Source organism: Rhodococcus sp. OS5, assembly GCF_056837585.1.
On record NZ_JBWWRK010000002.1, the window covers coordinates 80,929 to 104,895 of the forward strand.

General features: G+C 59.3%; 16 protein-coding genes and 4 pseudogenes. 7 read left to right on the plus strand and 13 right to left on the minus strand.

Going from position 1 to position 23,967, the window contains the following annotated elements; genetic code table 11:
* Positions 1-22 precede the first annotated feature (22 nt).
* Entirely contained in the window at positions 23-409 is a 387-nt protein-coding gene (locus tag ACVZUB_RS30385; protein WP_482628802.1) for a hypothetical protein, read from the plus strand.
* Here the strand turns inward: ACVZUB_RS30385 and ACVZUB_RS30390 are convergent.
* The 8 genes and pseudogenes from ACVZUB_RS30390 to ACVZUB_RS30425 form a co-directional block, all read right to left on the minus strand.
* A pseudogene (locus ACVZUB_RS30390) lies at positions 395-545 on the minus strand (IS110 family transposase); the annotation flags it as partial. The gene ACVZUB_RS30385 and the pseudogene ACVZUB_RS30390 sit on opposite strands and share 15 nt — an antisense overlap.
* A gap of 160 nt (positions 546-705) precedes the next feature.
* A complete protein-coding gene (locus tag ACVZUB_RS30395) occupies positions 706-2,865 on the minus strand; it encodes an Rv1355c family protein (protein WP_482628803.1) in 2,160 nt (719 codons plus the stop codon).
* Positions 2,866-3,741: 876 nt separating this feature from the next.
* Positions 3,742-4,845, minus strand: coding sequence for a GGDEF domain-containing protein (locus tag ACVZUB_RS30400; RefSeq protein ID WP_482628804.1), 1,104 nt, complete (start codon positions 4,843-4,845; stop codon positions 3,742-3,744).
* A gap of 1,394 nt (positions 4,846-6,239) precedes the next feature.
* Positions 6,240-6,800 (minus strand): DUF779 domain-containing protein, encoded by a 561-nt coding sequence (locus ACVZUB_RS30405; RefSeq protein WP_482628805.1) that lies wholly within the window; start codon positions 6,798-6,800, stop codon positions 6,240-6,242.
* Between the two features lie 91 nt (positions 6,801-6,891).
* The gene (gene adh / locus ACVZUB_RS30410; protein WP_482628806.1) at positions 6,892-8,415 is read right to left on the minus strand and encodes an aldehyde dehydrogenase; all 1,524 of its coding nucleotides are present in this window, start codon (positions 8,413-8,415) and stop codon (positions 6,892-6,894) included.
* A 122-nt stretch (positions 8,416-8,537) separates the two neighbouring features.
* The gene (locus ACVZUB_RS30415) at positions 8,538-10,070 is read right to left on the minus strand and encodes an AMP-binding protein (RefSeq protein WP_482628807.1); all 1,533 of its coding nucleotides are present in this window, start codon (positions 10,068-10,070) and stop codon (positions 8,538-8,540) included.
* Positions 10,071-10,629: 559 nt separating this feature from the next.
* Positions 10,630-12,564: a primary-amine oxidase gene (locus ACVZUB_RS30420; RefSeq protein ID WP_482628808.1), complete on the minus strand. Its 1,935-nt coding sequence runs from the start codon at positions 12,562-12,564 to the stop codon at positions 10,630-10,632.
* The gene (locus ACVZUB_RS30425; protein WP_482628809.1) at positions 12,561-14,051 is read right to left on the minus strand and encodes an APC family permease; all 1,491 of its coding nucleotides are present in this window, start codon (positions 14,049-14,051) and stop codon (positions 12,561-12,563) included. The genes ACVZUB_RS30420 and ACVZUB_RS30425 overlap by 4 nt, the downstream gene beginning before the upstream one ends.
* Positions 14,052-14,707: 656 nt before the next feature.
* Between ACVZUB_RS30425 and ACVZUB_RS30430 the strand changes: the two genes are divergently transcribed.
* The 4 genes and pseudogenes from ACVZUB_RS30430 (at position 14,708) to ACVZUB_RS30445 (ending at position 17,730) form a co-directional block, all read left to right on the plus strand.
* Positions 14,708-16,180, plus strand: coding sequence for an APC family permease (locus ACVZUB_RS30430; protein WP_482628810.1), 1,473 nt, complete (start codon positions 14,708-14,710; stop codon positions 16,178-16,180).
* Positions 16,177-16,353, plus strand: a pseudogene (locus ACVZUB_RS30435) (helix-turn-helix domain-containing protein); the annotation flags it as partial. The gene ACVZUB_RS30430 and the pseudogene ACVZUB_RS30435, both read left to right, overlap by 4 nt.
* 6 nt (positions 16,354-16,359) lie before the next feature.
* Positions 16,360-16,926, plus strand: coding sequence for an IclR family transcriptional regulator domain-containing protein (locus ACVZUB_RS30440; RefSeq protein WP_482628950.1), 567 nt, complete (start codon positions 16,360-16,362; stop codon positions 16,924-16,926).
* Between the two features lie 162 nt (positions 16,927-17,088).
* On the plus strand, positions 17,089-17,730 hold the full coding sequence (locus ACVZUB_RS30445) for an isochorismatase family protein (RefSeq protein ID WP_482628811.1): 642 nt from the start codon (positions 17,089-17,091) through the stop codon (positions 17,728-17,730).
* 513 nt (positions 17,731-18,243) lie between these two features.
* Here the strand turns inward: ACVZUB_RS30445 and ACVZUB_RS30450 are convergent.
* The gene (locus ACVZUB_RS30450) at positions 18,244-18,978 is read right to left on the minus strand and encodes a winged helix-turn-helix transcriptional regulator (protein WP_482628812.1); all 735 of its coding nucleotides are present in this window, start codon (positions 18,976-18,978) and stop codon (positions 18,244-18,246) included.
* Between the two features lie 506 nt (positions 18,979-19,484).
* On the opposite strand from ACVZUB_RS30450, the gene ACVZUB_RS30455 reads away from it, so the two are divergent.
* Together ACVZUB_RS30455 and ACVZUB_RS30460 are read left to right on the plus strand one after the other, a co-directional pair.
* Positions 19,485-20,267 carry an MBL fold metallo-hydrolase gene (locus ACVZUB_RS30455; protein WP_482628813.1) on the plus strand — a complete coding sequence of 261 codons (783 nt, stop codon included), beginning with the start codon at positions 19,485-19,487 and terminating at the stop codon, positions 20,265-20,267.
* A gap of 119 nt (positions 20,268-20,386) precedes the next feature.
* Positions 20,387-20,803 carry a PAS domain-containing protein gene (locus ACVZUB_RS30460; protein WP_482628814.1) on the plus strand — a complete coding sequence of 139 codons (417 nt, stop codon included), beginning with the start codon at positions 20,387-20,389 and terminating at the stop codon, positions 20,801-20,803.
* 169 nt (positions 20,804-20,972) lie between these two features.
* On the opposite strand, the gene ACVZUB_RS30465 is transcribed toward ACVZUB_RS30460, so the two are convergent.
* From ACVZUB_RS30465 to ACVZUB_RS30480, 4 genes and pseudogenes are all read right to left on the minus strand, one after another.
* Positions 20,973-22,228, minus strand: a protein-coding gene (locus ACVZUB_RS30465) for an IS3 family transposase (RefSeq protein WP_482628815.1) whose coding sequence is annotated in 2 segments (ribosomal slippage) — positions 20,973-21,955 and positions 21,955-22,228 — 1,257 coding nt in all. Because the reading frame shifts where the segments join, the coding sequence is not laid out codon by codon here.
* A pseudogene (locus ACVZUB_RS30470) lies at positions 22,197-22,474 on the minus strand (integrase core domain-containing protein); the annotation flags it as partial. The gene ACVZUB_RS30465 and the pseudogene ACVZUB_RS30470, both read right to left, overlap by 32 nt.
* A gap of 229 nt (positions 22,475-22,703) precedes the next feature.
* Positions 22,704-23,174: pseudogene (locus tag ACVZUB_RS30475) on the minus strand (zinc-binding dehydrogenase); the annotation flags it as partial.
* A gap of 15 nt (positions 23,175-23,189) precedes the next feature.
* The gene (locus ACVZUB_RS30480; RefSeq protein ID WP_482628816.1) at positions 23,190-23,705 is read right to left on the minus strand and encodes an alcohol dehydrogenase catalytic domain-containing protein; all 516 of its coding nucleotides are present in this window, start codon (positions 23,703-23,705) and stop codon (positions 23,190-23,192) included.
* Positions 23,706-23,967: the final 262 nt, after the last annotated feature.

Consider the following 23,967-nt stretch of genomic DNA (forward strand, 5'->3'; position numbering starts at 1 on the left):
TACAGGACCCGAACTTGTTTCCGTGATGGGCGAGCACTACAACAACAGCACCCCGTCCAACTGCACTGAGTTGCTGATACAACGGCAAGCCTTCGCCGCATGCGGTGACCGCGAGGTTCGCGATGCGGTGCGCAATCACATCGCCGAAATGTGGTCAGCGACAGCCGCTCACACGGGTATACCTCCGATGGCCGTGAAAAGCTTGCTCGCCTACGGCACGCTGCTCAACGTCACTGCAGCTCTGGATATCGATATCGATACCGATACCGTGTGGGCGCAGCATCCCTCGCCGAACCCTCTTCCCCACCAACTCGGACTCCTCGACCGCAGCGGGACCGCATGCGTCTTAACGCTACTCACCATCGTGCTTGCAGCTGCAACCAACGCCTCGGCCAAGATTCCGAAATGACTCGATGGCACCATCTTTCGATCTCGGAGTGGTGGTGCTTCGACTGGTCTTGGCTGCGCGGGCCGCGTCGATGACATCGAGATCGTCGTCTTTACCCTTACGATGGCGGTCCGAGCGATCGGGGGTCCACCTCGCGCAGTCGGATCCGCTTCTTCACTTCGCTCAGCCCTGCGGATTCTCCTCGGTCATTAGTTCGACCACAAGCCCCAATGCACCCCACTCTACGACAGGTCAGTTCGATCAGTGGAGACGCGTGCGCTGGCTACTGGCTACCTGAGAACAGACACCATCTGCCGTCATTCGAAGTAAAGTGATCGACGTCGACTCGCCACTGCCTGCGTGTCGGTGCGAAATACTCGAAGAAGTAATGTTGCGTTTCGCTCGGCAGGTATTGCTGTCAGTGATCTTAGTTCGTCCCACCTGTGCTGAAGATCGGTATAGCGGTGCGGGGCCAGATAGTGCAGGTGTTCGGGCTCCGTTGCGTATAACGACAGCGGAGTGACTGGATGGATGGCATACCCGAGCTGCTGTGCTCGAATCCAGAACTCTTCGGCAATTGCTCCCGCTCGCATGTAATCAGACGCGCGATTCCCCGTCTGGGAAACAACGGCGATGGCACTACTCGAAGTGATCCGCTTCCTCGTGTCGGCTCCTAGCGCCGTCCCCGCTTCCCAACGAGAAAGGTCCGCCATGACCTCAGGGCGACGGAGTATTTCCAGTGCCACCAGTTCCGCCTCTGGGATTCCCAGGCTGGTCACGTCGATACCTGTGTCGAGGTCTGGCGAATGCGGCCAGCGCAGCTCGGAGATCATTTCTCGATGCAGCGCATCAGTGAGAAATCGGATCCGATCGGTGGCGCTGATGTTCTCGGCAAGTCCGGCGATCGTGTCACGGTCCTCGATCACCTCTACGCGTGTGTAGTCGGACGAGACGGTCGAAGCTAGATCATGCAGGGTTGCGAGGTTGTCGTTGACCGCGCCCTCCACCGGGATGCCGCGATGGGTAACTCGTCTGAGCATCGCGGGTAGCTGTTCGGCGAGAGCGTGATCTGTGCCCCGCATGAACGTCACCCGTGCGAATGTTTTGACGCCAGCTTCGTTGATTTTGGTGCTACCGAGCAGGTTTCGGTGTGCGGCCCCGACGCGCGCATTGTGCAATGCTGCGCCGAGGGCTACGAAACTGCCTCGGCTGTCGATATCCACGATCGAGGAGCGCTTTTCATCGATGCGAAACAAGATTTCGTGCTGGTCGACGTCGAGGATCCAGGGCTGTGCGTTGCCTCCGGAAGGAGCGCGTGTGGCGGCGAACGCCACGGCGTCGCGAGCAGGCAACTGATCGTACAATTCGTACACGTCGCGGTGATGCTCGTCCGCGATAGGAGGGCTTGTTTTCGATACGTGCAGCAATGGGTCTGAGTCTGCGAGGTGGTCGAGGCGGTCTGCGATGTCGATCCGCAATCGTCCCGACGGGAGATGATTGCCCAGTCCGAAACGTCGAACCGCCGCGACGACCGATGCTCCCCCGAGAAGGACGTCGCCACCGAGTTGTGGCCATGTCGACAGTGTCACACCGACTTCCAGTACAGACGCGGCCATCCGAGAGGACAGGTCCGCGCCGCCGAGGATGCGTAATCCGAAGGGAATCTTTTCGCGAACGGTCAAGTCTGCGACTGCGGTGGCGCTGATATCTCCGATAAGACCGTGAAAGAGTGGCCGATCGGGTTGCAGGTCATACCGCTCGACATCGAGGAGCCCTCGATCGCTGGTTTCCATAATGACCGGAATGCCCCGATGTCTGGCTCGCTCCCGGATGAGAACTTTGATGTCGAAAGAATCGCACACCTCGACGACGAGATCGAGACTGTCGAGGAACTCGTCGATCGTCTCGACACCGACTCCTTTCGCCCACACATCGACGGCGAGATAGGGGTCGAGCTCTGCGATCCTCCGCTGCGCGAGTATCGCCTTGTTCACTCCCAGGTCGAGAATCGATGCGGAGAGGCGATTGAGATTCGACAGGTCGAGATCGTCGAAATCTGCCACCCGTAGATAGCCCGCTGCTCCTTCGAGGGCGAGTGTGTGAGCTATGGCGCCCCCGACGCTGAGTCCGACAATCCCGATACGCAATTGCGAGAGTTTTTGTTGCTCGTCACGAGTGATCTTGTTCCGATTGCGATCGAGTCGCACGCGACGAAAACCGTTCGGGCCGAGGACCCTCACGAGAGCTTGTCGCCACGGGAAATACACCCAACGGGGCGATTCGGAAAGTTCCGCGGCTTCGGGTTGAGGGGTCAAGGATCGAAGTGACTCCCTTTGTGCGGCAAGGGTATCTACTGTACGAATGTCCGAATCTCGTAACTCGGCGAGGAGCCGCGCCTCGGACGGGACGGATTCGTCGAGGATCTCACTTCTCCCGCACACATCCGATTCCGTTGCTACCAAGTGACTCTCCTTCATAGATTCGTGGCCAGCGGTCACTGGACACGGTCACCGCTGGCCACGCCTGCGGGTGTATTCAAACACTCCGACTCGCAGAGCGCTGCTCGATCTCGCCCCCAACGGGGCATTCGGGGGCACTCGAAAACAAGTTGAGAAGCAACGAGACACTAGCGAAGTAAGCAACAACATCGATTGATTCCTATCGTTAGCCGAGCGGCAGAGCGCCGCCGAGGACCCGCTCGAAGGACATGACGTTGACAATCCCATCACCCGGCAATGACGGCCGTTACGGCGAAACCGCAGACAGCGAAAGAGTGCTCATATCGGGCACCGACGGTGTCCAGTTGATCGTCTCCACACCGGCCGCGGACGAAAACTTATGGGAGAAATACTTGGATGGAGCATTGCGATCGTATCGCCACTACGGCGCCGAGACCGCTTTGGACTATTCAGCAATACGGGATGGAGCGTCGACCTCCCTCTACTACGCGCTCGTCGACAACGGCGTCGTCGTCGGCGGCGTTCGAGCACAAGGACCCTACCGTCACGCCCTCGAATCACACGCAGTCATCGAATGGAGCGGTAATGCTCCGAGCCAATGGCAGATTCACGACGATATCGCCACACGCATCCCGTACGGGGTGGTGGAAATGAAATCGGCATGGGTAGCACCCTCATCACCCTACGCGGGGAAACTGTCGGCTGCCCTGGCGAGAGTTGCTCTGCCAACCATGGAACGACTTAACATCCGGTACGTGATGGCAACCGCCGCTGACCACGTGTTGCAGCGGTGGGAATCGTCCGGCGGACGAGTCAACATGGATATTCCCGCCGCTCCCTATCCGGATGCGCGGTATCGCACCCGGATTATGTGGTGGGATCGCCACACCCTTGCTACCGACGCCGATCCGGCTCTCTATCGAAAGATGTCGGAAGAGCATCAACACCTGTATCACCGCACCAGTTGTGAGGCACGTCGGGCACGTCACGAGGAGTCACCAACGACGACGCTCTCCCAACCCGACACAGGGAAAGATACACAGATGGTCTGATCTCGACATCCGTGACGTCGGGGGCGTTGATCTGCTCGGGCAGTAGCAGATCAACGCACATGTCCGGACTCTGTTCGCACCGAATTGTGTTCCGACCCGCGTCTTTTGCCTCGTACATGAGTGCGTCCGCTCGTCTGGTCAGTACATCGATTAGCTCGCTCAACGTCATGGCGACAGCACCGGAGCGGTTGATCACGACGCACCACGCTGCACCGATACTGACGGTGACGTCGCACGCCGCTGCGACAGCCGCTCGAATCCGTTCCGCCACCACACTTACCTCGTGCTGTTGGGAGGCAGGAAAGAACGCAACGAATTCTTCACCCCCGAACCGTCCCACCAGGACCCGCGGGTCCACAGTCTCACAGACTGCAGCGACGACACTGCGCAAGACCTCGTCCCCGACGGCGTGACCGAACTGGTCGTTGACCTGTTTGAAATGGTCGACATCGATGACCAGAAAGCCCACCCCAGCCTCGTGCTGTGGATTGCCTTGGATATGCGCAGTAACCCGATCGAGAAATCCTCGCCGGTTGGGCAGCCTCGTCAAAGGATCAGTATTTGCCAGCTCACGATATCGCGCCCGAGAAATATCCAGCGATCGTCGCAACGTACCCACTATGAACACCGGCAACCCGATCACCGACACCGAGGCTGCACAATTGACCAGAGCCGAGGCAATTCCGGCACTGACTGCGATGGACACCACACACGCACATGCCACAGCAACCGCGGTATGTGCCAGAACAACTCTCGAACTCGATGCCATCGCCGCAATGGCAGGGATTACCGACAGCAGGGTGATAATGCCCCGAGCTGCGGCCGGATCCGTCACCAGATACGCCGCCATCGCAATACCGACGATACCCAAAAATCCCAAAACCGTGAACAACCGATCCGACAGTCGTCCCACAACCAGCGTGATCAGAAAGACCGTAGTCGTCATCACCCAGATGCAAAGAAGATGCCCAGCGCTTCCCTCCCGTACGAACGAAGTTGACAACAGCGCGATCGCCGGCAAAGGGATGGCCCCGGCCGTGCTGAACAACACTGCCAACGACCGAGTATCCGTTCGATCGCGGAAGCTGGCATACCTCACATACAGCCAAAGTGGCTTCATTAGTCACATTATAGGCCCACTCACCAAAATATACGTGTCCCAGACACCCATCAGCAGTTTCAATTGTAAAAGTAGAGCAATCCCGAAACTCTTTACTTAGAACAACTTTCGCCGACTCCGTGGACCGATATAGTCGGCAATCAGGATCACAGCATCCTTGCGGCTACCATGACCTTGCCGGACAAGGCCCGCCACCCACGAGTGGAACTCCACGTCCCATTTTCGAGGCGCGGCCATATTTATGAGACAGCTCAACGCATGGTGTTCGCGACCTGCCGATGTATCACCAAAGCGACACTCGTCCAGTCTCTGGCGATCGCGATCGCCCGGTACCCAACCCGCAGCTGTCCCCGCGGCGGAGAGGCGTACGAACGCGACCGTCAGCGCAGCTCCAAGAGAAACCGAAAAGGGCGGATTCCAGCGATCGCTGAGGTTTTGCGCTATGCCTTTCGGCACGAAATCAGAGCGTATTCAAGTCGACGAATCGAGAGACTACCGCGAGGGCCCAGTTACGACGTTGACCGATGTGAACCGAGGCGGACCGATGTGGGCGGCAGGCTCCGGCGGGGACTGTTCATCCCTCTCCGCACGTGGGTCTCGGAGCCGATTTTAATGGCTTGGCCCACCAGTGGCTCGAGTGCCGCAAAAACAACCTCTCCCCCTAGTGCGAGAAGGGCGGACACTTCGAAAGAAGTTGCCCGCCCTTCGATTCCATCGATGCAAAGCCTGAAACAACATCATCGAGGATGCCGTTCACGAATCAAGCTGCATTAGTGAACGTTTATACTGAATCGCGGCAGACTATGATCCACCGCCTGTGCCAAAAAACGTTGCAAGGCCAGCAATTCCGGCAACACCACCTAATATAGCCGCTAGCGCTCCTGTTACTGTGATGACATTGTCGAGCGCGTTAAGATCGTTCTCAGATGAACCCATCGTAGTCTCCTGAAAGATACTTGTCAGATGCCGAAATGCTGGATGTTCTTCGTTTCATAGATCACATTATCGTTAAACTCGTTTTACAGCAACAGCTTTCACGAATTCTATGCACCGAAGTATGTAACAATTAGTCGAGTACGGGTCAGAATTTCAAGAGTGGGATGCCTGCCAGTTCTCGAGAAAACGCACTACTGTGCTCGGGCCTCAACCTCTCTCGCCGTAGGCACCGGTAGTGATATCGCAACAGCCCCCTAAATCCCGTGCTTCCAAATCCAGGTAGGTCAGGTTCGGGTGGCCGTACCCGGCACCGGGCAGGCATCGACGGCCTCGGCGACGACCTGGGGAACCGTCGGGGGCGAAGGACGCACGCCCGCTTCCCAATCAGCGCCTACGAGAATGCTCGACGCGTCGAGTGCTTCGTTTTCGTCCGGTGTGAATGCCCTTGCTCGACTGAGGAATCTGAATCCTTCAGGAGACTCCAGGCTGAATCCGCTGCCGCGGCCGGGCACGACGTCCAGCACCAACTGGGTGTGCTTCCAGGCTTCGAACTGTGATCCGGAAATCCAGACCTGTACAGCGTCGGTTCCGGTGGGAAGGTCTTCGGGAATCTCTCCGACAGCAAGTCGGAGATCGACGATTCCGAGTAGTACGTCACGGTCCCCGACGATGAATTCGCCTGAGGGATAACACATCGGGGCCGAGCCGTCGCAGCATCCGCCGGATTGATGCATCATCAGTTCGCCGTGAGTCCCGCTGAGGCGGCGTAGCAGGTCAGCCGCCCCAGCGGTGGTCACCAACCGGGGTGGAACGGCGCCGGTATCGGGTGTGTCCGTGGCGCTCATTCCAACCTCCGTGTGTTTGTGCAGGTTTCGCGTGTTGCAGTCTTGCGCACCGGCACCCGCAGCGAGGGGCTCACGGGTGCCGGTGGGTCGATCAGAAGAAGCCCTGAGCCTTCTGGGCGTAGCTGACCAGGAGGTTCTTGGTCTGCTGGTAGTGCGAGAGCATCATCAGGTGGTTCTCGCGGCCGATGCCGGACTGCTTGTATCCACCGAAAGCGGCGTGTGCCGGGTACTGGTGGTACGTGTTGGTCCAGACGCGACCGGCCTGGATGTCGCGGCCTGCGCGGTACGCGACTCCGCCGTCGCGGGACCAGACACCGGCGCCCAAACCGTAGAGCGTGTCGTTGGCGATTTCGATGGCCTCGTCGTAGTCCTTGAACGAGGTGACCGAGACGACGGGTCCGAAGATCTCTTCCTGGAAGATGCGCATCTTGTTATTGCCGGTGAACACCGTCGGCTGGACGTAGTAGCCGCCGGACAGGTCTCCGCCGAGTTCGGCCCGCTCACCACCGGTGATGACCTTGGCGCCTTCGGCCTTGCCGATCTCGATGTACGAGAGGATCTTCTCGAGCTGATCGTTGCTGGCCTGGGCACCGATCATGGTGTCGGTGTCGAGCGGATCCCCTTGGCGCACAGCCTTGGTGCGAATGGCGGCCATCGCGAGGAACTCGTCGAAGATGTCTTCCTGGATCAGCGCCCGCGACGGCGCTGTGCAAACCTCGCCCTGGTTGAGGGCGAACATCGTGAAGCCCTCGAGTGCCTTGTCCTGGTAGTCGTCATTGGAGGCGAGGACGTCGGAGAAGAAGACGTTGGGGCTCTTGCCACCGAGTTCGAGGGTCACGGGGATGAGGTTCTGCGACGCGTACTGCATGATCAGGCGACCTGTGGTGGTTTCACCGGTGAACGCGATCTTCTTGATACGCGGGCTCGACGCGAGCGGCTTTCCGGCCTCGACGCCGAAGCCGTTGACGATGTTGAGCACACCGGCAGGCAGCAGGTCACCGATGATGCCGATGAGGTGCAGGATCGAGACGGGTGTCTGCTCGGCAGGCTTGAGCACGATGGCATTGCCGGCAGCAAGGGCGGGAGCGAGCTTCCACACGGCCATGAGGATCGGGAAGTTCCACGGAATGATCTGGCCGACTACGCCGAGCGGCTCGTGGAAGTGGTACGCCACGGTGTCGGAGTTGATCTCCGAAAGCGAACCTTCCTGTGCGCGAATAGCTCCCGCGAAGTAGCGGAAGTGATCGATGGCGAGCGGAATGTCGGCGTTGAGGGTCTCGCGGATCGGCTTGCCGTTGTCCCACGACTCGGCGAGTGCGATGGATTCGAGGTTCTCCTCCATACGATCAGCGATCTTGTTCAAGATTATCGCGCGCTCGGCGACCGAGGTCTTGCCCCAGGCCGGAGCTGCTGCGTGCGCTGCGTCGAGAGCGAGCTCGATGTCTTCTGCGGTGGAACGAGCCACATCACAGAAATTCTGTCCGGTCACCGGTGTCGGGTTCTCGAAGTACTGACCCTTGACCGGAGCAACCCATTCGTTGCCGATCCAGTTGTCGTATCGAGATTGGAAGGACATGATCGCGTCGGCGGTACCTGGACGGGCGTATACGGTCATTGTCTGACTCCTAAAGTTCGAAAGGTTTGTGTCTAGCTTCATTTGGATAGGGGCTACCGTGCCCGGACTCTACGGATCAAAGGCGTTTCTACGCGCCGGGCAGCGAGCGTCCATGATTCGGCTCACCCTGCAGCCAGCGGCCCTACTGCTTGCTGGCGCAGCTTGAATTTTTGGATCTTGCCAGTGGCAGTGCGAGCCAGTTCATCTCGGAACTCGACCGTAGTGGGTGCCTTGTAACGGGCCAGCCGTTCCTTGCAGTACGCGATCAACTCTTCCGCGGTGGTGGCCTGCGCTTGCGGCCTCAGCACCACGAGAGCTCTGATCGTCTCGCCCCACTTCTCGTCGGGGACACCGATCACGGCAACCTCGGCCACCGCGGAATGGCTGAACAGCACGTCTTCGACCTCAACGGAGGAGACGTTTTCGCCGCCGGTGATGATCACGTCCTTGAGACGATCACTGATGGTGAGGTACCCGTCATCGCTGACCGCACCGATGTCACCGGTGTGAAACCAACCGTCCGAAAGCTTGTCTGCTGTCTCATTTGGTTGGTTCCAGTAGCTTTTCAGCACGGTGTTCGAGCGGGCAAGCACTTCTCCGTCGGACGCAATCCTCACTGCCGCACCCAAAGCGGGCGCGCCTGCACGCACGAGCCTCGTGGCGCGAGCATGCGGATCTAGATCGTCCCATTCGGACCGGGTGCGGTTGATCGTCAGAAGGGGGGAAGTCTCGGTGAGACCGTATATCTGGATGAATTCCCAACCCAGTTCGGTCTCGATGCGGGCGACCGTGCTGGTCGGCGGGGGTGCGCCACCACTGATGATGCGCACCAGTCCCCGGCCGGGGATCTCGCCTTCCCAGTCTTGCGCCGCGTCGAGTATGGCGTTCACTACGGTTGGGGCAGCACACATCACGGTGACGCCGTGTTCGGCTACCCGGCGCAGGATCTCCGTACCATCGATCTTGCGAAGCACTACCTGTTTGACGCCCATGCCCGCCATCGCGAACGGCATACCCCAACCGTTCACATGAAACATCGGCAGCGTATGTAGGTACACGTCTCGGTCTGTAACTCCCGCGTGTAGTGCGAAGGTCGTCGCATTCATCCAAATGTTGCGGTGGGTGATCTCCACTCCTTTGGGACGTGAAGTAGTACCGCTGGTGTAATTGATCGTCGCGGTCGCATTTTCGTCCGCGCCCCACGGGTCCGGCTCCACGTCGCGCGCATAAATCTGAAGGTCGCTCTCTGCCCCGAGGACAATTTTTCGCCGGCACGAGATTCCGGCCACGGCGGCCTCCAACTCCGGGTCCACCAGCAATGCGCTCGCTCCCGAGTCCTGGACGATATAGTCGATCTCCGCCGGGGAAAGCCGGAAATTCACCGGCACCAGTACCCGGCCGTAGCCGCACACCCCGAAGAACGACGTCAGTAACCGTGCGCTGTTGTGGGACACGATCGCGATCCGTTCCCCCGGCCCGATGCCGAGGGCGTCCAGACCCGCAGCCTGTGCCCGCGCCAGCTCACCTACGCGGGCATATGTCAAGTCGTCCAACAGCTTTGCAGGCTGATCGGGTTCGTCGATGATCCCAGTGCGTTCGCCGTAGACCGCCGCGGCCCTGTCGAGGAAATCCCGCGCACTGAAGGGGACAATCATGATAAGCCTCCTGAACATACTGAGTCTTGCAAGTAGCCCCAGTACTTTTGCCGTGAAAGATGGTTAGAACTCGCGAAAAGATTTCTGAAATCGAACGTTTGGACCCCAGGGCGAAGTCTCGTGGGCACTGATCCGAGTCTGGTAAAAAAGAACTGTCACTGCGAGAACCGCTTCGACGGCGGCAGTTACGAGTGCTGTCACCATCAAGGGCGGCATCGAATGATCCATCGACACTGAGACCGCCGTTACCGGGTGTTCATGGTGGTTGGTACCAACAGATTCGGGCCTCATCATCATCGCGTGTACCGCGATCATGCCGACGTTCATTATCGCAACGAGTCCCCAATCGCGATGCGAACCACGCACCCACAGATGTCGTGCACAAAACAGGCAACCGACGATCATCGCCGCGATCACCAGGCGTGGCGTCAGCGATGTGGCATGCCCGCCCAGCGAGGCTGCATGCAGTCCTGCCGAGATAAGTGCGAGGGCCGCGGCCGCTCGCCGCAACCACCGACTGGCGCGGCGAGCGATCGGCGAAACTACGGAGGACATGACACTAGCCTTCGCAGCAGTGCTTCGCGGTACTTGCCGGTACATCGAGTGCGGGGTTGCGATCGAAGAATCCGACGGGGGTGAGCTTGAATCCGGCATAGTCGACAGGCATGACCGGCCAGTCCTCGGGCCGGGGAAAATGGGTCAGTCCGAACGTGTGCCAGAGCACGAGATCTTCAGCCTCGATGCCACGGTTGTCGGCCACGAAGCTTGGCAAGCCTGCCTCGCCCGGATGCTGGTTGACGAAGTCCCCCGCGGGATAACGCTCGGACTCCTCGTACGGTGTTACCCACAGATGCTTGGTCGCGAACGCGGCACGCGAAGCGATCGAGCTCAACGGGTCAGCCAAAAGCGTCGGCTGTCCTTCTGGGTGCAGGGCGTATGCGACATCCTGTCCTAGGCGGTTCTGCTTCGTAGGATTCGTGATATGCCACACTCGCCCCTTGAGGTTGTCAGCGGTGCGTTGCCCCTCGGATTCGGTGGTCAGCTTGGTCTTTTGGTAGCGGAAGGCGTTGCCCCACGGGTTGTCCGGGCCTATCGGAACGGGTACGGCATCGACTTCCTCGACGGTGTTGATATTGCCATCGACAGCCATGTCCAGCCTTGCGGAGAAGAGATGCTGATGGAATGGGGCGCCGAGCCCGGGTGCTATCTGTGTGGAGAACCCCTCCGGCCCGCGGTAGGCGGATGTGAAAACGATCCCAGTGGCCTTCGCCTCGAGTTCGATGGTGCCGTCGAGGTAGAGGTACCAGTAGAAGCCGTAGTCGTAGTTGCCGATCGTGGTGAAGAACGAGATGACGAGACGGCGTGAGCGGCGAGTCTCGGTCATCCCGTTGAACATGTCGGTGTGCTTCCACAGGACGCCGTAATCCTCCTCGTGGAGGCAGATCGCGTTCTTCATCACCCGCGGGTCACCGGCCCCGTCCGCAATCGTGACGTCGAAATACTGGATCTCACCGAGGCAGTCGCAGCCAAGTTCAAGGGCATTGGTGTACCGCCCGAACAGGTACTCGCCCTGGTCGAAGTAGTTCTGCCAGTACCGGACCGGTGACGGATCCCCGTAGGGAACCACCATCTCGGCGATCGAGGCGCGGTAGATCACGGGCCGTTCGACTCCCCCGTCATTGAACGAGAGCTGGTGCAACGTCAAACCTTCACGCATGTCGAAACCGAAGCGAAACTTCCAGTCGGCCCAGGTGATCTCGTTGCCGTCGACCGAGAAACTGGCGCCCTCAGGCTGGGTGATCTCGATCGGCTTGAGATCTGTGCGGGTGGGTGTCGCATGCGGTTCAGCGTCCCATTCGCCCCGCTCTGCGGGGACGGGAAGCACGATCTCGTCGACTACCTTCATCACGCGACGTTCGGTGGGATTGATATAGGCCACGACCCCGTCAATCGGGTGTGCCCATGGCAGGTCTGCCTTGTCTTCCTGAAAGAACGCCAGCACTCGGATGATGCGGTGGCCGAGCTCGTCCTCGTGGCCGAACATGCCCGCAGACAAGGGAACTGCGCGGACCTTCGATGGTTCGATATCGCGTTTTGCCATTGCTGCGAGCCATTCGGGGCTGTCGAGGAGAAACGATTCGATGTCCTCGAACTCCTCGTCGAGGATGGGTACGTGGCCGTCGACGGTCTTCGAACTGATTATCCGGTTCTCTGTCACAGACACGACGAGATCGGTGCCGATTCCAGAGGATTGATCGAGCAGCAAGATCTGGGCGCGTCGCTCGATCGGGTCGCCCTGCGTGAACTCCAGGACTGCGGACTTGTTCGGTTCGGCGAGTGCGACGAAAACGAAACGCACGCTCTCGCCGACTAGGCCTTCATCAGTGAGTAGCGTTTTTGCGGAGCGGATTTCGTCTGCCGACAACGGAGTGAGCGGATGGATGGGAGCAGCGGAACCGAGGGCCGAAGCTGTCTCGGTGGTGGTGGTACTCATCGTGAATTCTCCTTATCGATGATGTTGTCGATCGTGTTGTGCCGAGGTTGAGCAGTGCCATGACGAGCGGCGTGGGGTCGCAGCACGGCAACGGTGATTCCGCTGGCGAACGTACCGACGAGCAGGACCCCGATGAGGACGGCGAGTCTGCCTGACCCGCCAACGAGTAGAGGGAGGTTGACGACAGTCATGACGAGAAGCCCCGACAGACCGGCAAGGCCGAGCGATGGAGCGATCATTGTGTTCCACACTCGCCGGTCCACCTTTGTTCTGCCGAAGTAGACAAGGACGGCCACGGAGGTCAGCGCCATCAGTGCGACTATGCCGACCGAGGACACACCGGCGAACCAAGCGAACACTTCGCTCACCGGATCGAGCCCTGCAACGGCGGACGCAATGATCAGGACGAGCGCGGATACCGTCTGCACGACCGAAGCGATATACGGCGAGGCATGCTTGAGGTGCGAGCGTCCACATCCCGCAGGCAGGGCCGCACTGTTCGCCAGGGAGAAGATGTACCGGGAGAGCACATTATGGAAGGACAGCACCGACGCAAATAGGCTCGTGATGAGGAAGACTTGGACGAGGTCACCGGCGAGCACGCCCACATAGCGGGTTGCAGTCTCGGTGATCATTCCCTCTGGATTCGCGGTGGCCATGGCTACAGAACCTTCGTCTCCCCATGCACTGACCATCGCCCAGCTCGACAGTGCGTAGAAACCGCCGATGAAAAGTAGCCCCAAATAAGTTGCTCGAGGAATCGTGCGGCCGGGGTCGCGTGCCTCGTCGCGGAAGATAGCCGTGGCCTCGAATCCGATATATCCCGCGATGGCGAAGATCAACGCGATACCGGGAGCTCCGGAGAAGAATTCGGCGGGGCGGAACGCTGCCGTCGAGAATCCCTCATCTCCGCCGCCCTGGATGATGACTGCAACGTCGATGACGAGGACGATGCCGACTTCGCAGACGAGGAGCACACCGAGCACTTTGCCGGACAGGTCGATGTGCCGGTATCCGAGGACCGCGACTATGCATGTGACGGCTAAGGCCCATACGTACCACGGAGTATCGGGACCGCCGTGAGTCGTTATGAAGTCGTTGATGGCGGCGCCGATGTATCCGTACACCGCGCCCTGGACTGCGGTGTAGGACAGCAGTGCCAGGAATGCAGAGCCGAGCCCAGCATGCCTACCCAGGCCGTGGGTGATGTAGGTGTAAAACGCACCGGCGCCAGGTAGATGCTTTGCCATCGCGGTGAATCCGACGGCAAAAAATAGCAGCACTACCGTACAGGCGAAATATGATGCGGGGTAAGCGCCACCATTACCGGCGGCGATCCCCAGAGGTACGGTCCCGGCGATGACCGTCAACGGGGCGGCCGCAGCCACGACCATGAACACAATGGCACCCGGGCCCAGAGTACCTGCAAGTCTGTGCGGGGTATCGCCCCTCACCGCACCTGCATGCGTAGGAATGTTGGTTGTCATGGCTTCCTTCGTCTTTCACGAGGGTGTTCAGAATGGAGGCTCCGATCGAGCCTTGGGATCGGCCCGCGACCGGATTGTCGAACTGGTGCCAGTGCGCCCGCCCTCTGGCACCAAATAGGAACGTATTCAGGCCAAGTCGAGTCGAGCGACCTACGAGAAGCTAGGTTGCGACGTCGACCAGTGCTCTACAGTTCTCGCCTGTCCTGCCAGCAGGTTGCCAACGGAAGCACTGCGTGGAAACGATTTCGGCGAACGACACTACGAGCAATTACGCTCGGCCGACGGTCTATCCGTTACGGATTCCGGAACGGTACGACAGCCAGGTTCGTTCCGAGGTACAGCTGATTCGATTCCACGCAACGTAAGTCGCTTGCGAGTCGACAGGTTTTCAACACGTTTCAGACTTCTTGGAGCGTCACAGCTGAGGTTCTGCTCGAAACTGTATCCCTCATTTGTGACTGGGAGCACACGGCAGCGTGAAGAAGACCGAGAACTTCCCATCGAAAATTTCTCGTTCCAGTTAACGTGGACGAAACATTGCGGTCACTTATCGGCAACAGATAGATCCAACGCTGAGTACGACATCCTTCTCCACATCCGGCCGTAGCACTGCCTGATATCAGGTTACTTCGGCGCTTCTTTCAGAGGGGCACACAATGACCGCTTCGCCGGACGACCGAGCGCTAGTAGCGGCGCAGTCCCCCGTTCAGGGATTGCCTCGACGTCGACTGTCCTTCATTCCCGTGTTCGCCCAGTCAGTAGCCGCAGTAGCTCCCTCCGGTGCTGCGGCGGTGGTGCCCGTGCTGGTTATCAGCACTGCTGGTGGCGGCGGGGCGCTCGTGGCTTTCCTGTGCGCTGCGGTAGTCATCTTGCTCGTGTCCGCTTGCTTACGCCCGATGGCGCAGCGGATGGCCTCGGTCGGCGGTATTTACAGCTATACGGCCCACGGATTGGGTCCCGCTGCTGCCGTGCCAACCGGGTGGTCCGTGATTACCGGGTACGCGACAGTCGCCATGGCAGGCCTACTTGCCGTCGGAACCTATCTCACGCATATAGCTGCCACCGCCGGTCTGGTGCGAAGTAACTCTACCGGCGTCATCGTTGCTGTGATGGTGGCGGCGGCCGCAGTGGCGACTCTGGTCATGATCCGCGGAATCCGGATCTCATCTTGGATCACCCTGCTCGTTGAATGCGTCTCGATCGGGCTCGTCGGAGCACTGTTGATCCTGCTATTTGCAACCAGCACCAGCAACGGCGCCCCGGTAGCCGCCGCCATGAGCTTGGACGGTAACGCGCAAAGTATGGCGCTGAGCGTCGTCGTCGCCGTCAGTGCGTTCGTCGGATTCGAAAGTTCGACGACTCTCAGCGGCGAGGCTCGCCAACCCCTGCTGTCGGTTCCGCGTGCTATTCGGTGGACTCCCGTAGCGGCCGCCGCGCTGTATCTAGTCGCTGTGCCCGTGCAGGCAATCGCTCTCGCTAGTGCTCCAGAATCGGTGCGCGGTAGTGCAACCCCTCTGGTGGCGTTGCTGGGATCCGAAGGCTCGACCGGGTTGACAGCGATACTTGATTTGGGAATCGCCGCTTCGTTCTTCGCCTGCACGTTGGCGTCGGTCAACGCACTCGTGCGGGTGCTGTTCTGCATGGGCCGCGAAGGTGTCGCCCCCGCCGCGCTCGGGCTCGCCCACCATCGCTTTCAGACCCCTGCTTTTGCCATTGCCGTGTCGATGGTCGTGGCGACGGCCGTACCGATCGTCGTTCTGCTCGTCGATGTTTCGCCCGACCAGGGCTTGCGCATGTTCCTCACTCTTGGCGCCTGTGGATATATCGGCAGCTACTGCGCAGGCTGCCTTTCTGCTCCAATCTTACTGCGGCGCATAGGGGAATCGACACCTGCGATCTGGATACTCGGTATCCTGACAACTGCCGTTCTGGCATTTCTCGTGGTCACCGCCGTCGTCTTCGCCGTTCAAGATCGCTTAGCGCCAATCGCCGTCTACGGCGCAATCATGGCCGGCGCCGGACTGTACACCCTCGTCTTGCGATGCCTGGCTCCGCAGAGGCTGGAGTCGGTCGGCATCTACGACGAAACGCAACGCACCGATTTACTGCCCACGGTTCCGTTCCGATGAGCCCACGGCCGGACCCGTCCCGACACCATCCCAGCACCGTCTCGAATTCCCTTCACATCCTTGAGGTCGTCGCTACCCTCGGCCTCGGTGTCACAGCCAAAGAAATTGCCGCCACGTTGCACCTACCGCACGCCACTGCTTACCGGCTCATTAACTCGCTCGTCGCCGAGGAGTTCCTGGTGAGAACTTCGGACCTGCGTGGATTCGGTCTGGGCGCCCGCCTAGACGGGTTGGTAACGGCCGCCTCGACCCCAATCGTCTCTACCGCCGCACGACGACAGCTCGATGACCTTCGCGCCACCGTCCGTTTCGCGGTCCACGTTGTCGCTTTCCATCACAGGACGTTGCGGGTCCTCGATGCTGACCCCGATCATCCCGTACGCGCCGATCGGGAACTCGTGCGCTACCTTCATGCCTCGGCTGCCGGCAAACTTCTACTCGCCAACCGCACCCAGTGGCAGACAGCACTACCCTCCACACCCCTCAGACAATTGACCCCTGTCACTGTCACTGATCTCGCCGCCCTCGACGCCGAACTGTCCACCATCCGCAATCAGCAGCTCGCCGTACAGATCGATCAGCTTGAGAAAAACCTGGCTTGCCTGGCAGTGCCTTTGCGCAATGTTCATGACGACGTCACCGGCGCTCTTTGCCTCGCCGGACCTTCCAGCAGGATCAACGTATTGCTCGAACACACCGACTCTCTGCATCGCTGCGCATATGAACTCGCACCATTACTCTTCTGAACTATTTCTCCGAGATCGCCTGTAATTGCACGCGCTCCATGCCACTCGTAGAGGAACAGATGTTCTGAGCGCTGAACCCTGGCGTGTCTGCACTGTGTCTCTCCCAACCACTGCGTCTCCCCTCAACAAGGCGCCGTACACGAAGCTGAAGGAGAGTAATCAATGACTGCACCTCGCCGAGCCCTCATTGTCGTCGATGTCCAACAGGAGCACTTCGCCGGGCCGCTCGAGATCCAGTATCCGTCGCGGGCACAGTCCTTCGTCAACATCATCGACGCTATCGAGTCGGCTAACGCGCGGGACCTGCCTGTTGCCGTAGTTCAACACCAGATGCCGCAAGGAGCTCCCGTTTTCGTGGAGGGAACCGTGGGATGGTCATTGCATCCAGCGATGGAACGGCATATCGACCCTGCTTCCAAGCGGGTATGTAAGCAGTACGGGAGCGTGTTCGCCGGTACGGATGTAGCGCAATGGTTGCATGCAAACAATGTCGACACCATCACGATCGTCGGATACACGACCAACAATTGCAATCTCGCCACGGCAGTGGAGGCCGAGGGGCTCGGGTTCGTCACCGAAATCCTCTCCGATGCAACGGGTACCACGACACTCGCCAACGCAGCTGGCGTGGTCTCCGCCGAGTCTCTTCACACTGCACTGATGGTCCTACTGCACTCGAACTTCGCCGCGGTCTCAACCACCGCCCAGTGGATCGAAGCTCTGCAGACAGGCTCGACTCTGCCGAAGAGTAACCTAGCCCAATCAGCAATCGATGGACGCTCGGCGGCCGCCCGTTTGACGTGAGCGAGACAAGACGGCAATCGTACGACAAGCCCCCGATGACGCAAACCGACCCGCCCGATAGGACCAGCTAGACCGATGCACAACATTTCCACTTCCAGTATTGCGTCAGGAGAGCCGATCCAGATTTGGTCAAGCTGATTCGGGCGGTCAACTTCGACGCACGGGCTCTTCCAAACCGTTCGGGCGCCGGTATCCGCAGTGCGCCGGCCACGGATCCTCAGGCATCTGTAAGCGGCTGGGCAGGAGCCCGGCTCGACTAGCTGCCTTCTTCCAACGGAATCAATTCGCTGAGCCATGGCCGCAAACACGGCGGTGAATACGGCCGAGCCTCAGCTGTCTCGCTGTGCCCCAGATAAAGAAGCGCAAACATTCCACGGCTGCTGGGCATCTAAACAAAGTGTTCAATGTGCTGTCGAGCAGCGATGACCCCACGCCTCAAAAATTTGTCGCACAGTTTGGCCTAGCGCGAGACTGACAACGTACTGCTACGAGTGGATGCTCGCTACGACGGAACTAACTCATCGCCAATGTTTGTTGAACGGCCTGCCGTTTCCCGAACCATGTGCTGAACTGTCGTGCGTAGTCCGCTGGTCCGTCGAAGATAATCTTGCGGTCCGCGATAGTTCTCTCGCAAGCCCGGCGTCCCCACCACAGATCACTCATCACCTCTGTGGTCGTCCGAACGGTCAGGTCGACTTCGCGTTCCGTCGTTCCAACGCACGTAGACGTGGATTCCGCCCCAACGCGCAGCCAACCGCATGCCGTGTCGGAACTTTCAAACACGAACTGAATCACCACTCGCCCATTGGGCAGAGTCGAGCGATCAATGCTCTGCTGCATCCGCCACAAGAGCAGAGCGGCGTTCGCAGTGTCGTCCTCCTCCGAGGACATCCGCCAAGCGATCGTCCAGGCACCCAGCGCCGCTAGCACAGGTTCAAGGGCTTGTCCCGACGCAGTTAACGCGTAAGGCGCACTTCGATTGCGAGCGCCTTGCGGATCAACGGACGCCGTGACGATGCCGATGTGTTGGAGATACCGCAGCCGCGACGCGAGAAGACTTCTGGACAACCCTGGCAACGCGCGATACAGCTCGTTAAAATGTACCGTGCCAACTAGCATTTCGCGCACAATTAAGAGCGACCAACGATCCCCAACAAGATGCGTCCCTGCGGATACCGGACCATATTCTGTTGCCGGAATCCAGGCCTCCGAGACAAGGTCCGACGTAGTTGTTGCCCGATCAGGCATACAGGCCTCCTGTCAGCCAAGCTCGGCCTCGCCGGTAAACCCGGCACAATGACGAGCAATCATCAAGCACACACTGTTCGTACCAGAGCGCTGGAGCGGCCACGCGATCTCAGCGTGCCACCTTCTTCCGCGCAACAACCGCTCCGCTCCGCCGCCCAAGCCCCTGATTCGAACGATCCGGGAGCCATTTTGGTGATCTGCTCCCTTCGACCAGTTCCGCACGTTTTTGGAACGGATTCGACAATGTCGTATTAAGAGCGTGCGGTCGAGTTTCGAGCGTGCACTATCCGGAATCCGACAACACGTGTTCATCGGCCTGAATCCACCAGTGGCATACGGCTACCGGCCCTCACATCCAACGATAGTACTCGGCAACGCCATGGTACGGGGCAAAAAGCGCGCGGGATATCACCGCTGAGCGGCAACACCGCTACCGTAGCCAGCAGTGTGCAGGTGGTACAAAATTAGTACTATCAGAGGCAACTGATACGTGCAAACCTTCGCTTATGCACACAAAAATCACCCTCGTCGGGGGGCCCACTGCCCTCATCGATATTGCAGGCCTTCGGATCGTCACAGACCCGACGTTCGATCCTCCTCGTGAGTACCCCCATCCACTAGTCACGACGCTGACCAAAACTCGCGGCCCAGCGTTTACACCGGAACAAATCGGTGTAGTCGATGTCGTTCTCGCCTCGCACGAGCACGAGGACAACCTCGATTACTCCGGCCGCGAGTACCTAAAGAGAGTGCCACTCGTCTATACAACCCACGAGGTTGCCGCCAAGTTCGGCCAAAACGTAGTGGGCATGGGCGAGTACGAGACCAAGAAGGTCCGGTTACCGTCAGGAGACGAACTCACTATCACGGCAGTGCCTGCTCAGCACGGTCCGGAGGGTGTATGGCAGCTGATTGGGCCCGTCCTGGGTTTCGTTCTGTCCGGCGAAGGACTTCCCACGATCTACATCAGCGGAGACAACTCATCCCTCGACGTCATCAAGGACGTGAAAACACGATTCGGCACTATCGACATCGCAGTCTTGTTCGTGGGTGGACCGTCATTCGAAGTCCTCGCTGACGGTGCGTTCATCACGCTGAGCAACGAACTGGCGCTCGAGGCAGCCGAATCGATACTCACCGAATCTACGATTGTTCCCGTCCACGAGGATTCATGGGGGCATCTCACGCAGGACGCCGCCGGCATTCGGAAGGTATTCGAGGAAGCAGGACTGAGTTCACGAATTGTAATCCTCGAACCCGGGCAGTCCGCAGACATCCCCATACAATGAGCAATACGGCCCTCTTAGCTCGATCATATATCGATACAGCGACGAGAACCTGATTGCCTAACTTTCCCATCACAGATCAGCATTTCCGAACTTTTCAAACAATGAGGGGAATCCAAAAAATGACCACACACGAATCTGAAGTCCCAAACTTCGAGCAAATCTTCAACAGCGCCCCTGTATCGTACATCGTGGTGAATCGCGAATTTCAAATCGTGGCCGCAACGGATTTATTCCTCGAAAGTTCAGGCCGTAAGCGCAATGATATTTTAGGTAAGATAATCACCGACGAATTCGGCGACAACCCGGATAACCCGGACGCGAATGGCACAGAAGTGTTGCGCCGTGCACTACAGCGCGTCCTGGATGAGAAAACAGGGCACGTGCTACCCATTCAGCGTTACGATATCCAACTGGATGGTGAGTTCGTGGAGCGACACTTCAAGCCTTTGAACGAGCCTGTGTTCGGAGACGACGGAGAGGTCCAATACGTGATTCACGGAGTCGAGGATGTCACCTCGTCGGTGAAGCCGAACTGACCTACACCCCGCCACTCCCTTCCCCCATACCTGAGGAGTGACCAGGGTTCCGTGATTCAGACCCGACTGGTCGGCGTTCCCGCGCTGCGCCGCATCGAGGGACATCGTTCCGGCTGGAGAAAACGTCAGAATTACCCTTACCTTGAACCGCACGGGTTTCTTGCCGCTCCTATGCTGGCGACATCCCCGGTTGGAGAATCGATAATTGAGAGTAATAGACGGCCTCGAACTCGTCCGGAGTGACATAGTCCAAGGTGCTGTGCAGACGGCGGGTATTGAACCAATCCACCCACTCCATCGTCACGAATTCGATGTCGTCGATCGTCTTGATCGCCCCTTGCAGAAACGGACTGCTCTTGGAAACCGCTTCTGTCTTGAACAGTCCGATCGTCGACCCTGCGAGGGCATTGTCGTAGGCGTCGCCGACACTTCCAATTGAAGCTGCAATCCCTTCCAACACAAGCGTTTCCGCGAAGGAAATAGATGTATATTGGCTACCGGCATCGCTGTGATGGATCAACCCATCACCGACCCGATATCCACCGTGATCGCGTCGCCACAACGCCATCTTCAACGCCGTGGTGACCATCGCCGTGTCCTTCACTGTCGAGGCATGCCAGCCGACGGTTGCCCGGGAGAAGCAGTCGATCACGAAAGCGACGTAGACGAACCCCGCCCACGTTCGGCAATAAGTGAAATCGGTAACCCATGTGCGGTTCGGAGCTTCAGCGGTGAAATCGCGATCGAGCAGGTCTGGTGCCCGGCGACTGTCCTTGCCGCCTGGAATCGTGGTTCGGTGCTGCCTGCCTCTGACCACCCCGTTCAGTCCTTCGTCGCGCATCAAACGGTCGACGGTGCAGGCAGCGACGTGGTGGCCTTTGCGGCGCAGACAAGCCGTCATCTTTCGGCGACCGTAGAGCCCTTCCACGGTGCCGATTGTTGCTCGCAGTTCCTCGGTGAGGTGGGCGTCGGTGATCGTCCTTGCAGATGGTGATGCGGTTTTCCAGTTGCGATACGTGCGTGGGGCGACCTGAATTCCTTGTGCGGTGAGCACTTTGCAGATCGACTCGACCCTGAAATCTTGTGCACGCATATCGTCGATGAACTGGACTATCAGCGGCGGCGAGGGTCGAGTTCCCTCGCGAAGAAAATCGATGCCAACTTCAGAATTTCGTTGGCTTCCTTGAGTTCTCGGTTCTCACGCTCGAGATCTTTGATGCCTTGCTGTTCCACAGAAGTGACACCGGGAACTTGGTTGGCATCAATCTGGGCCTGCTTGGTCCAGTTCCGCAGCGATTCGGCGCCGATACCGAGTTTCGGGCCTATCACCTGACATGCGGAGTAAACGGACCGATATTCGTCGAGATGATCGAGGACCATCCTGACGGCTCGCTCACGTTGCTCGGGTGGGTAACGCTTGGGCATGATTTGCATCCTTCACAAAAACGGATGCGGCATCAAACCCGGCACGGTTCAGGGTGCCGTGGGGTCGGTCGCAGTTGTAGTGTTTTTACATTGTTGGAGGCGTTCGGCGAAGAGTTTCGTATCGTGGATGACTTCACCTTCGAGCAGTCGGTGGGACTCGTCCGAATCGATGCGGTGGGAGCGCTCGACTTTGCCGTTCAGACGTGGGGTTCGGGGTCGGATCTTGACGTGTCCGATGCCCGTGTCGAGTAGGTGCCAGTGGAATGCCGAGCCGAATTCCTGGCGATCATCCCTTGCCCGATTCCACATCCCGTTCGAACGGCGCACCGGTGAGCCGTCACGGAAAGCGGCCAGAATCACTTTTCAACGTCGTTCGCAGTTGGTCCGCGATCGACACTCTGGTTGAGCGGACTGGCAGGCTGCCCGCCATTTCTCCTGATTGTGCTGTCGGGTTCCGAATGCTGCGTAGCAGGTGTCAGTCCGACATGCCCTCGATGTTCACGATCACGCGTCCGCGCACTCCGCCGACCAAAATCTTGGCGGCAAGTTCAGTGATGTCTTCGTAGCCAGCGTCGGTCACCATCTCTCGGAGATCCTCCCTGCCGAACACCTCGTAAAGGGTCTTCCATGCTTCGCGACGAAGATCCATGGGTGCGTTCACCGAGTCCACACCCAAAAGCGACACATTTCGCAAAATGAAAGGCATGACCGTTGCAGGCAACGACGGGCCACCGGCGAGACCGCAGGCTGCCACGGCGCCGGAATATCCGATATGGCTCAATGCGTTCGCAAGCGTCGCACCGCCGACACAATCCACGGCCCCGGCCCACTTCTGTTTCCCGAGCGCCTTGGGCTCGCCGCTGAGGCTGTTGCGCGAAATAATCTCGGCAGCGCCGAGGTTTTCGAGATACTTCGCCTCCGACTCCTTGCCCGTGGCAGCGTGAACCTCATAACCGAGACGTCAGAGCAGCGACACGGCGAAGCTACCCACCCCGCCGGTGGCTCCGGTGACTAGCACAGCGCCGGACTTCGGCTCGACGCCAGCACCTTTCAGCCGGAGCACGCACAGCATCGCCGTCAGTCCGGCGGTGCCCACGGCCATCGCGCCCCACGATCCCAGTGCCTTGGGTACCGGCATCGCCCAACTGGAGTCGACTCGCTGATAGCCGGAGTATCCGCCGGGGCGTGTCTCGGACAGTCCGGCGCCGGTGAGCACCACCTCGTCGCCGGGCGAGAAGCCCGCCTCAGTTCCACCCCCAACGACAACTCCAGCTAAGTCGATTCCGCAGGTCATGGGATAGGAGCGCACGACGCCCGGCTTCCCGAGCATGGCGAGTCCGTCCTTGTAGTTCAAGGACGAGTGCGTGACGCGAACAAGGAGATCACCCTTCGGCAGATCTGCGTCGGTCAACGAGACGAACTCGGCTTGCTGGTTCGGCGCGGCCACCTGATAAGCGCGATAGGTCAAGCTGTTCATAGTTCTCCTCCGGTGCGGGATTTCACTTGTTCGTGTGTTCACTTCATCGGTGATCTATCAGCGTTCAACGGCCGGCGGGTGCCGATGATCCTACTGCGAAGAGGATCAGCCGAAGGCTCCGTGTGCTGCCGTTCGCCTCGTACGAGCTGTTTGCCGCGGCGGGGATCATGGGCGAGATGGCAATGAAGAAGGTGCTCGGCGGCCTTTCCACCCGCCGTTGTCGGTCGGTGAACGGATGACCGAATATCCTCGCTACAAGTAA

Bases quoted from the DNA above. Each gene is read 5' to 3' on its own strand.
- ACVZUB_RS30395 (WP_482628803.1), bottom strand. From the start codon at position 2,865: ATGAAGGAGAGTCACTTGGTAGCAACGGAATCGGATGTGTGCGGGAGA.
- ACVZUB_RS30405 (WP_482628805.1), bottom strand. From the start codon at position 6,800: ATGAGCGCCACGGACACACCCGATACCGGCGCCGTTCCACCCCGGTTG.
- adh (WP_482628806.1), bottom strand. From the start codon at position 8,415: ATGACCGTATACGCCCGTCCAGGTACCGCCGACGCGATCATGTCCTTC.
- ACVZUB_RS30425 (WP_482628809.1), bottom strand. From the start codon at position 14,051: ATGACAACCAACATTCCTACGCATGCAGGTGCGGTGAGGGGCGATACC.
- ACVZUB_RS30460 (WP_482628814.1), top strand. From the start codon at position 20,387: ATGACCACACACGAATCTGAAGTCCCAAACTTCGAGCAAATCTTCAAC.
- ACVZUB_RS30450 (WP_482628812.1), bottom strand. From the start codon at position 18,978: ATGCCTGATCGGGCAACAACTACGTCGGACCTTGTCTCGGAGGCCTGG.
- ACVZUB_RS30445 (WP_482628811.1), top strand. From the start codon at position 17,089: ATGACTGCACCTCGCCGAGCCCTCATTGTCGTCGATGTCCAACAGGAG.
- ACVZUB_RS30400 (WP_482628804.1), bottom strand. From the start codon at position 4,845: ATGACGACTACGGTCTTTCTGATCACGCTGGTTGTGGGACGACTGTCG.
- ACVZUB_RS30415 (WP_482628807.1), bottom strand. From the start codon at position 10,070: ATGATTGTCCCCTTCAGTGCGCGGGATTTCCTCGACAGGGCCGCGGCG.
- ACVZUB_RS30480 (WP_482628816.1), bottom strand. From the start codon at position 23,705: ATGAACAGCTTGACCTATCGCGCTTATCAGGTGGCCGCGCCGAACCAG.
- ACVZUB_RS30455 (WP_482628813.1), top strand. From the start codon at position 19,485: ATGCACACAAAAATCACCCTCGTCGGGGGGCCCACTGCCCTCATCGAT.
- ACVZUB_RS30430 (WP_482628810.1), top strand. From the start codon at position 14,708: ATGACCGCTTCGCCGGACGACCGAGCGCTAGTAGCGGCGCAGTCCCCC.
- ACVZUB_RS30420 (WP_482628808.1), bottom strand. From the start codon at position 12,564: ATGAGTACCACCACCACCGAGACAGCTTCGGCCCTCGGTTCCGCTGCT.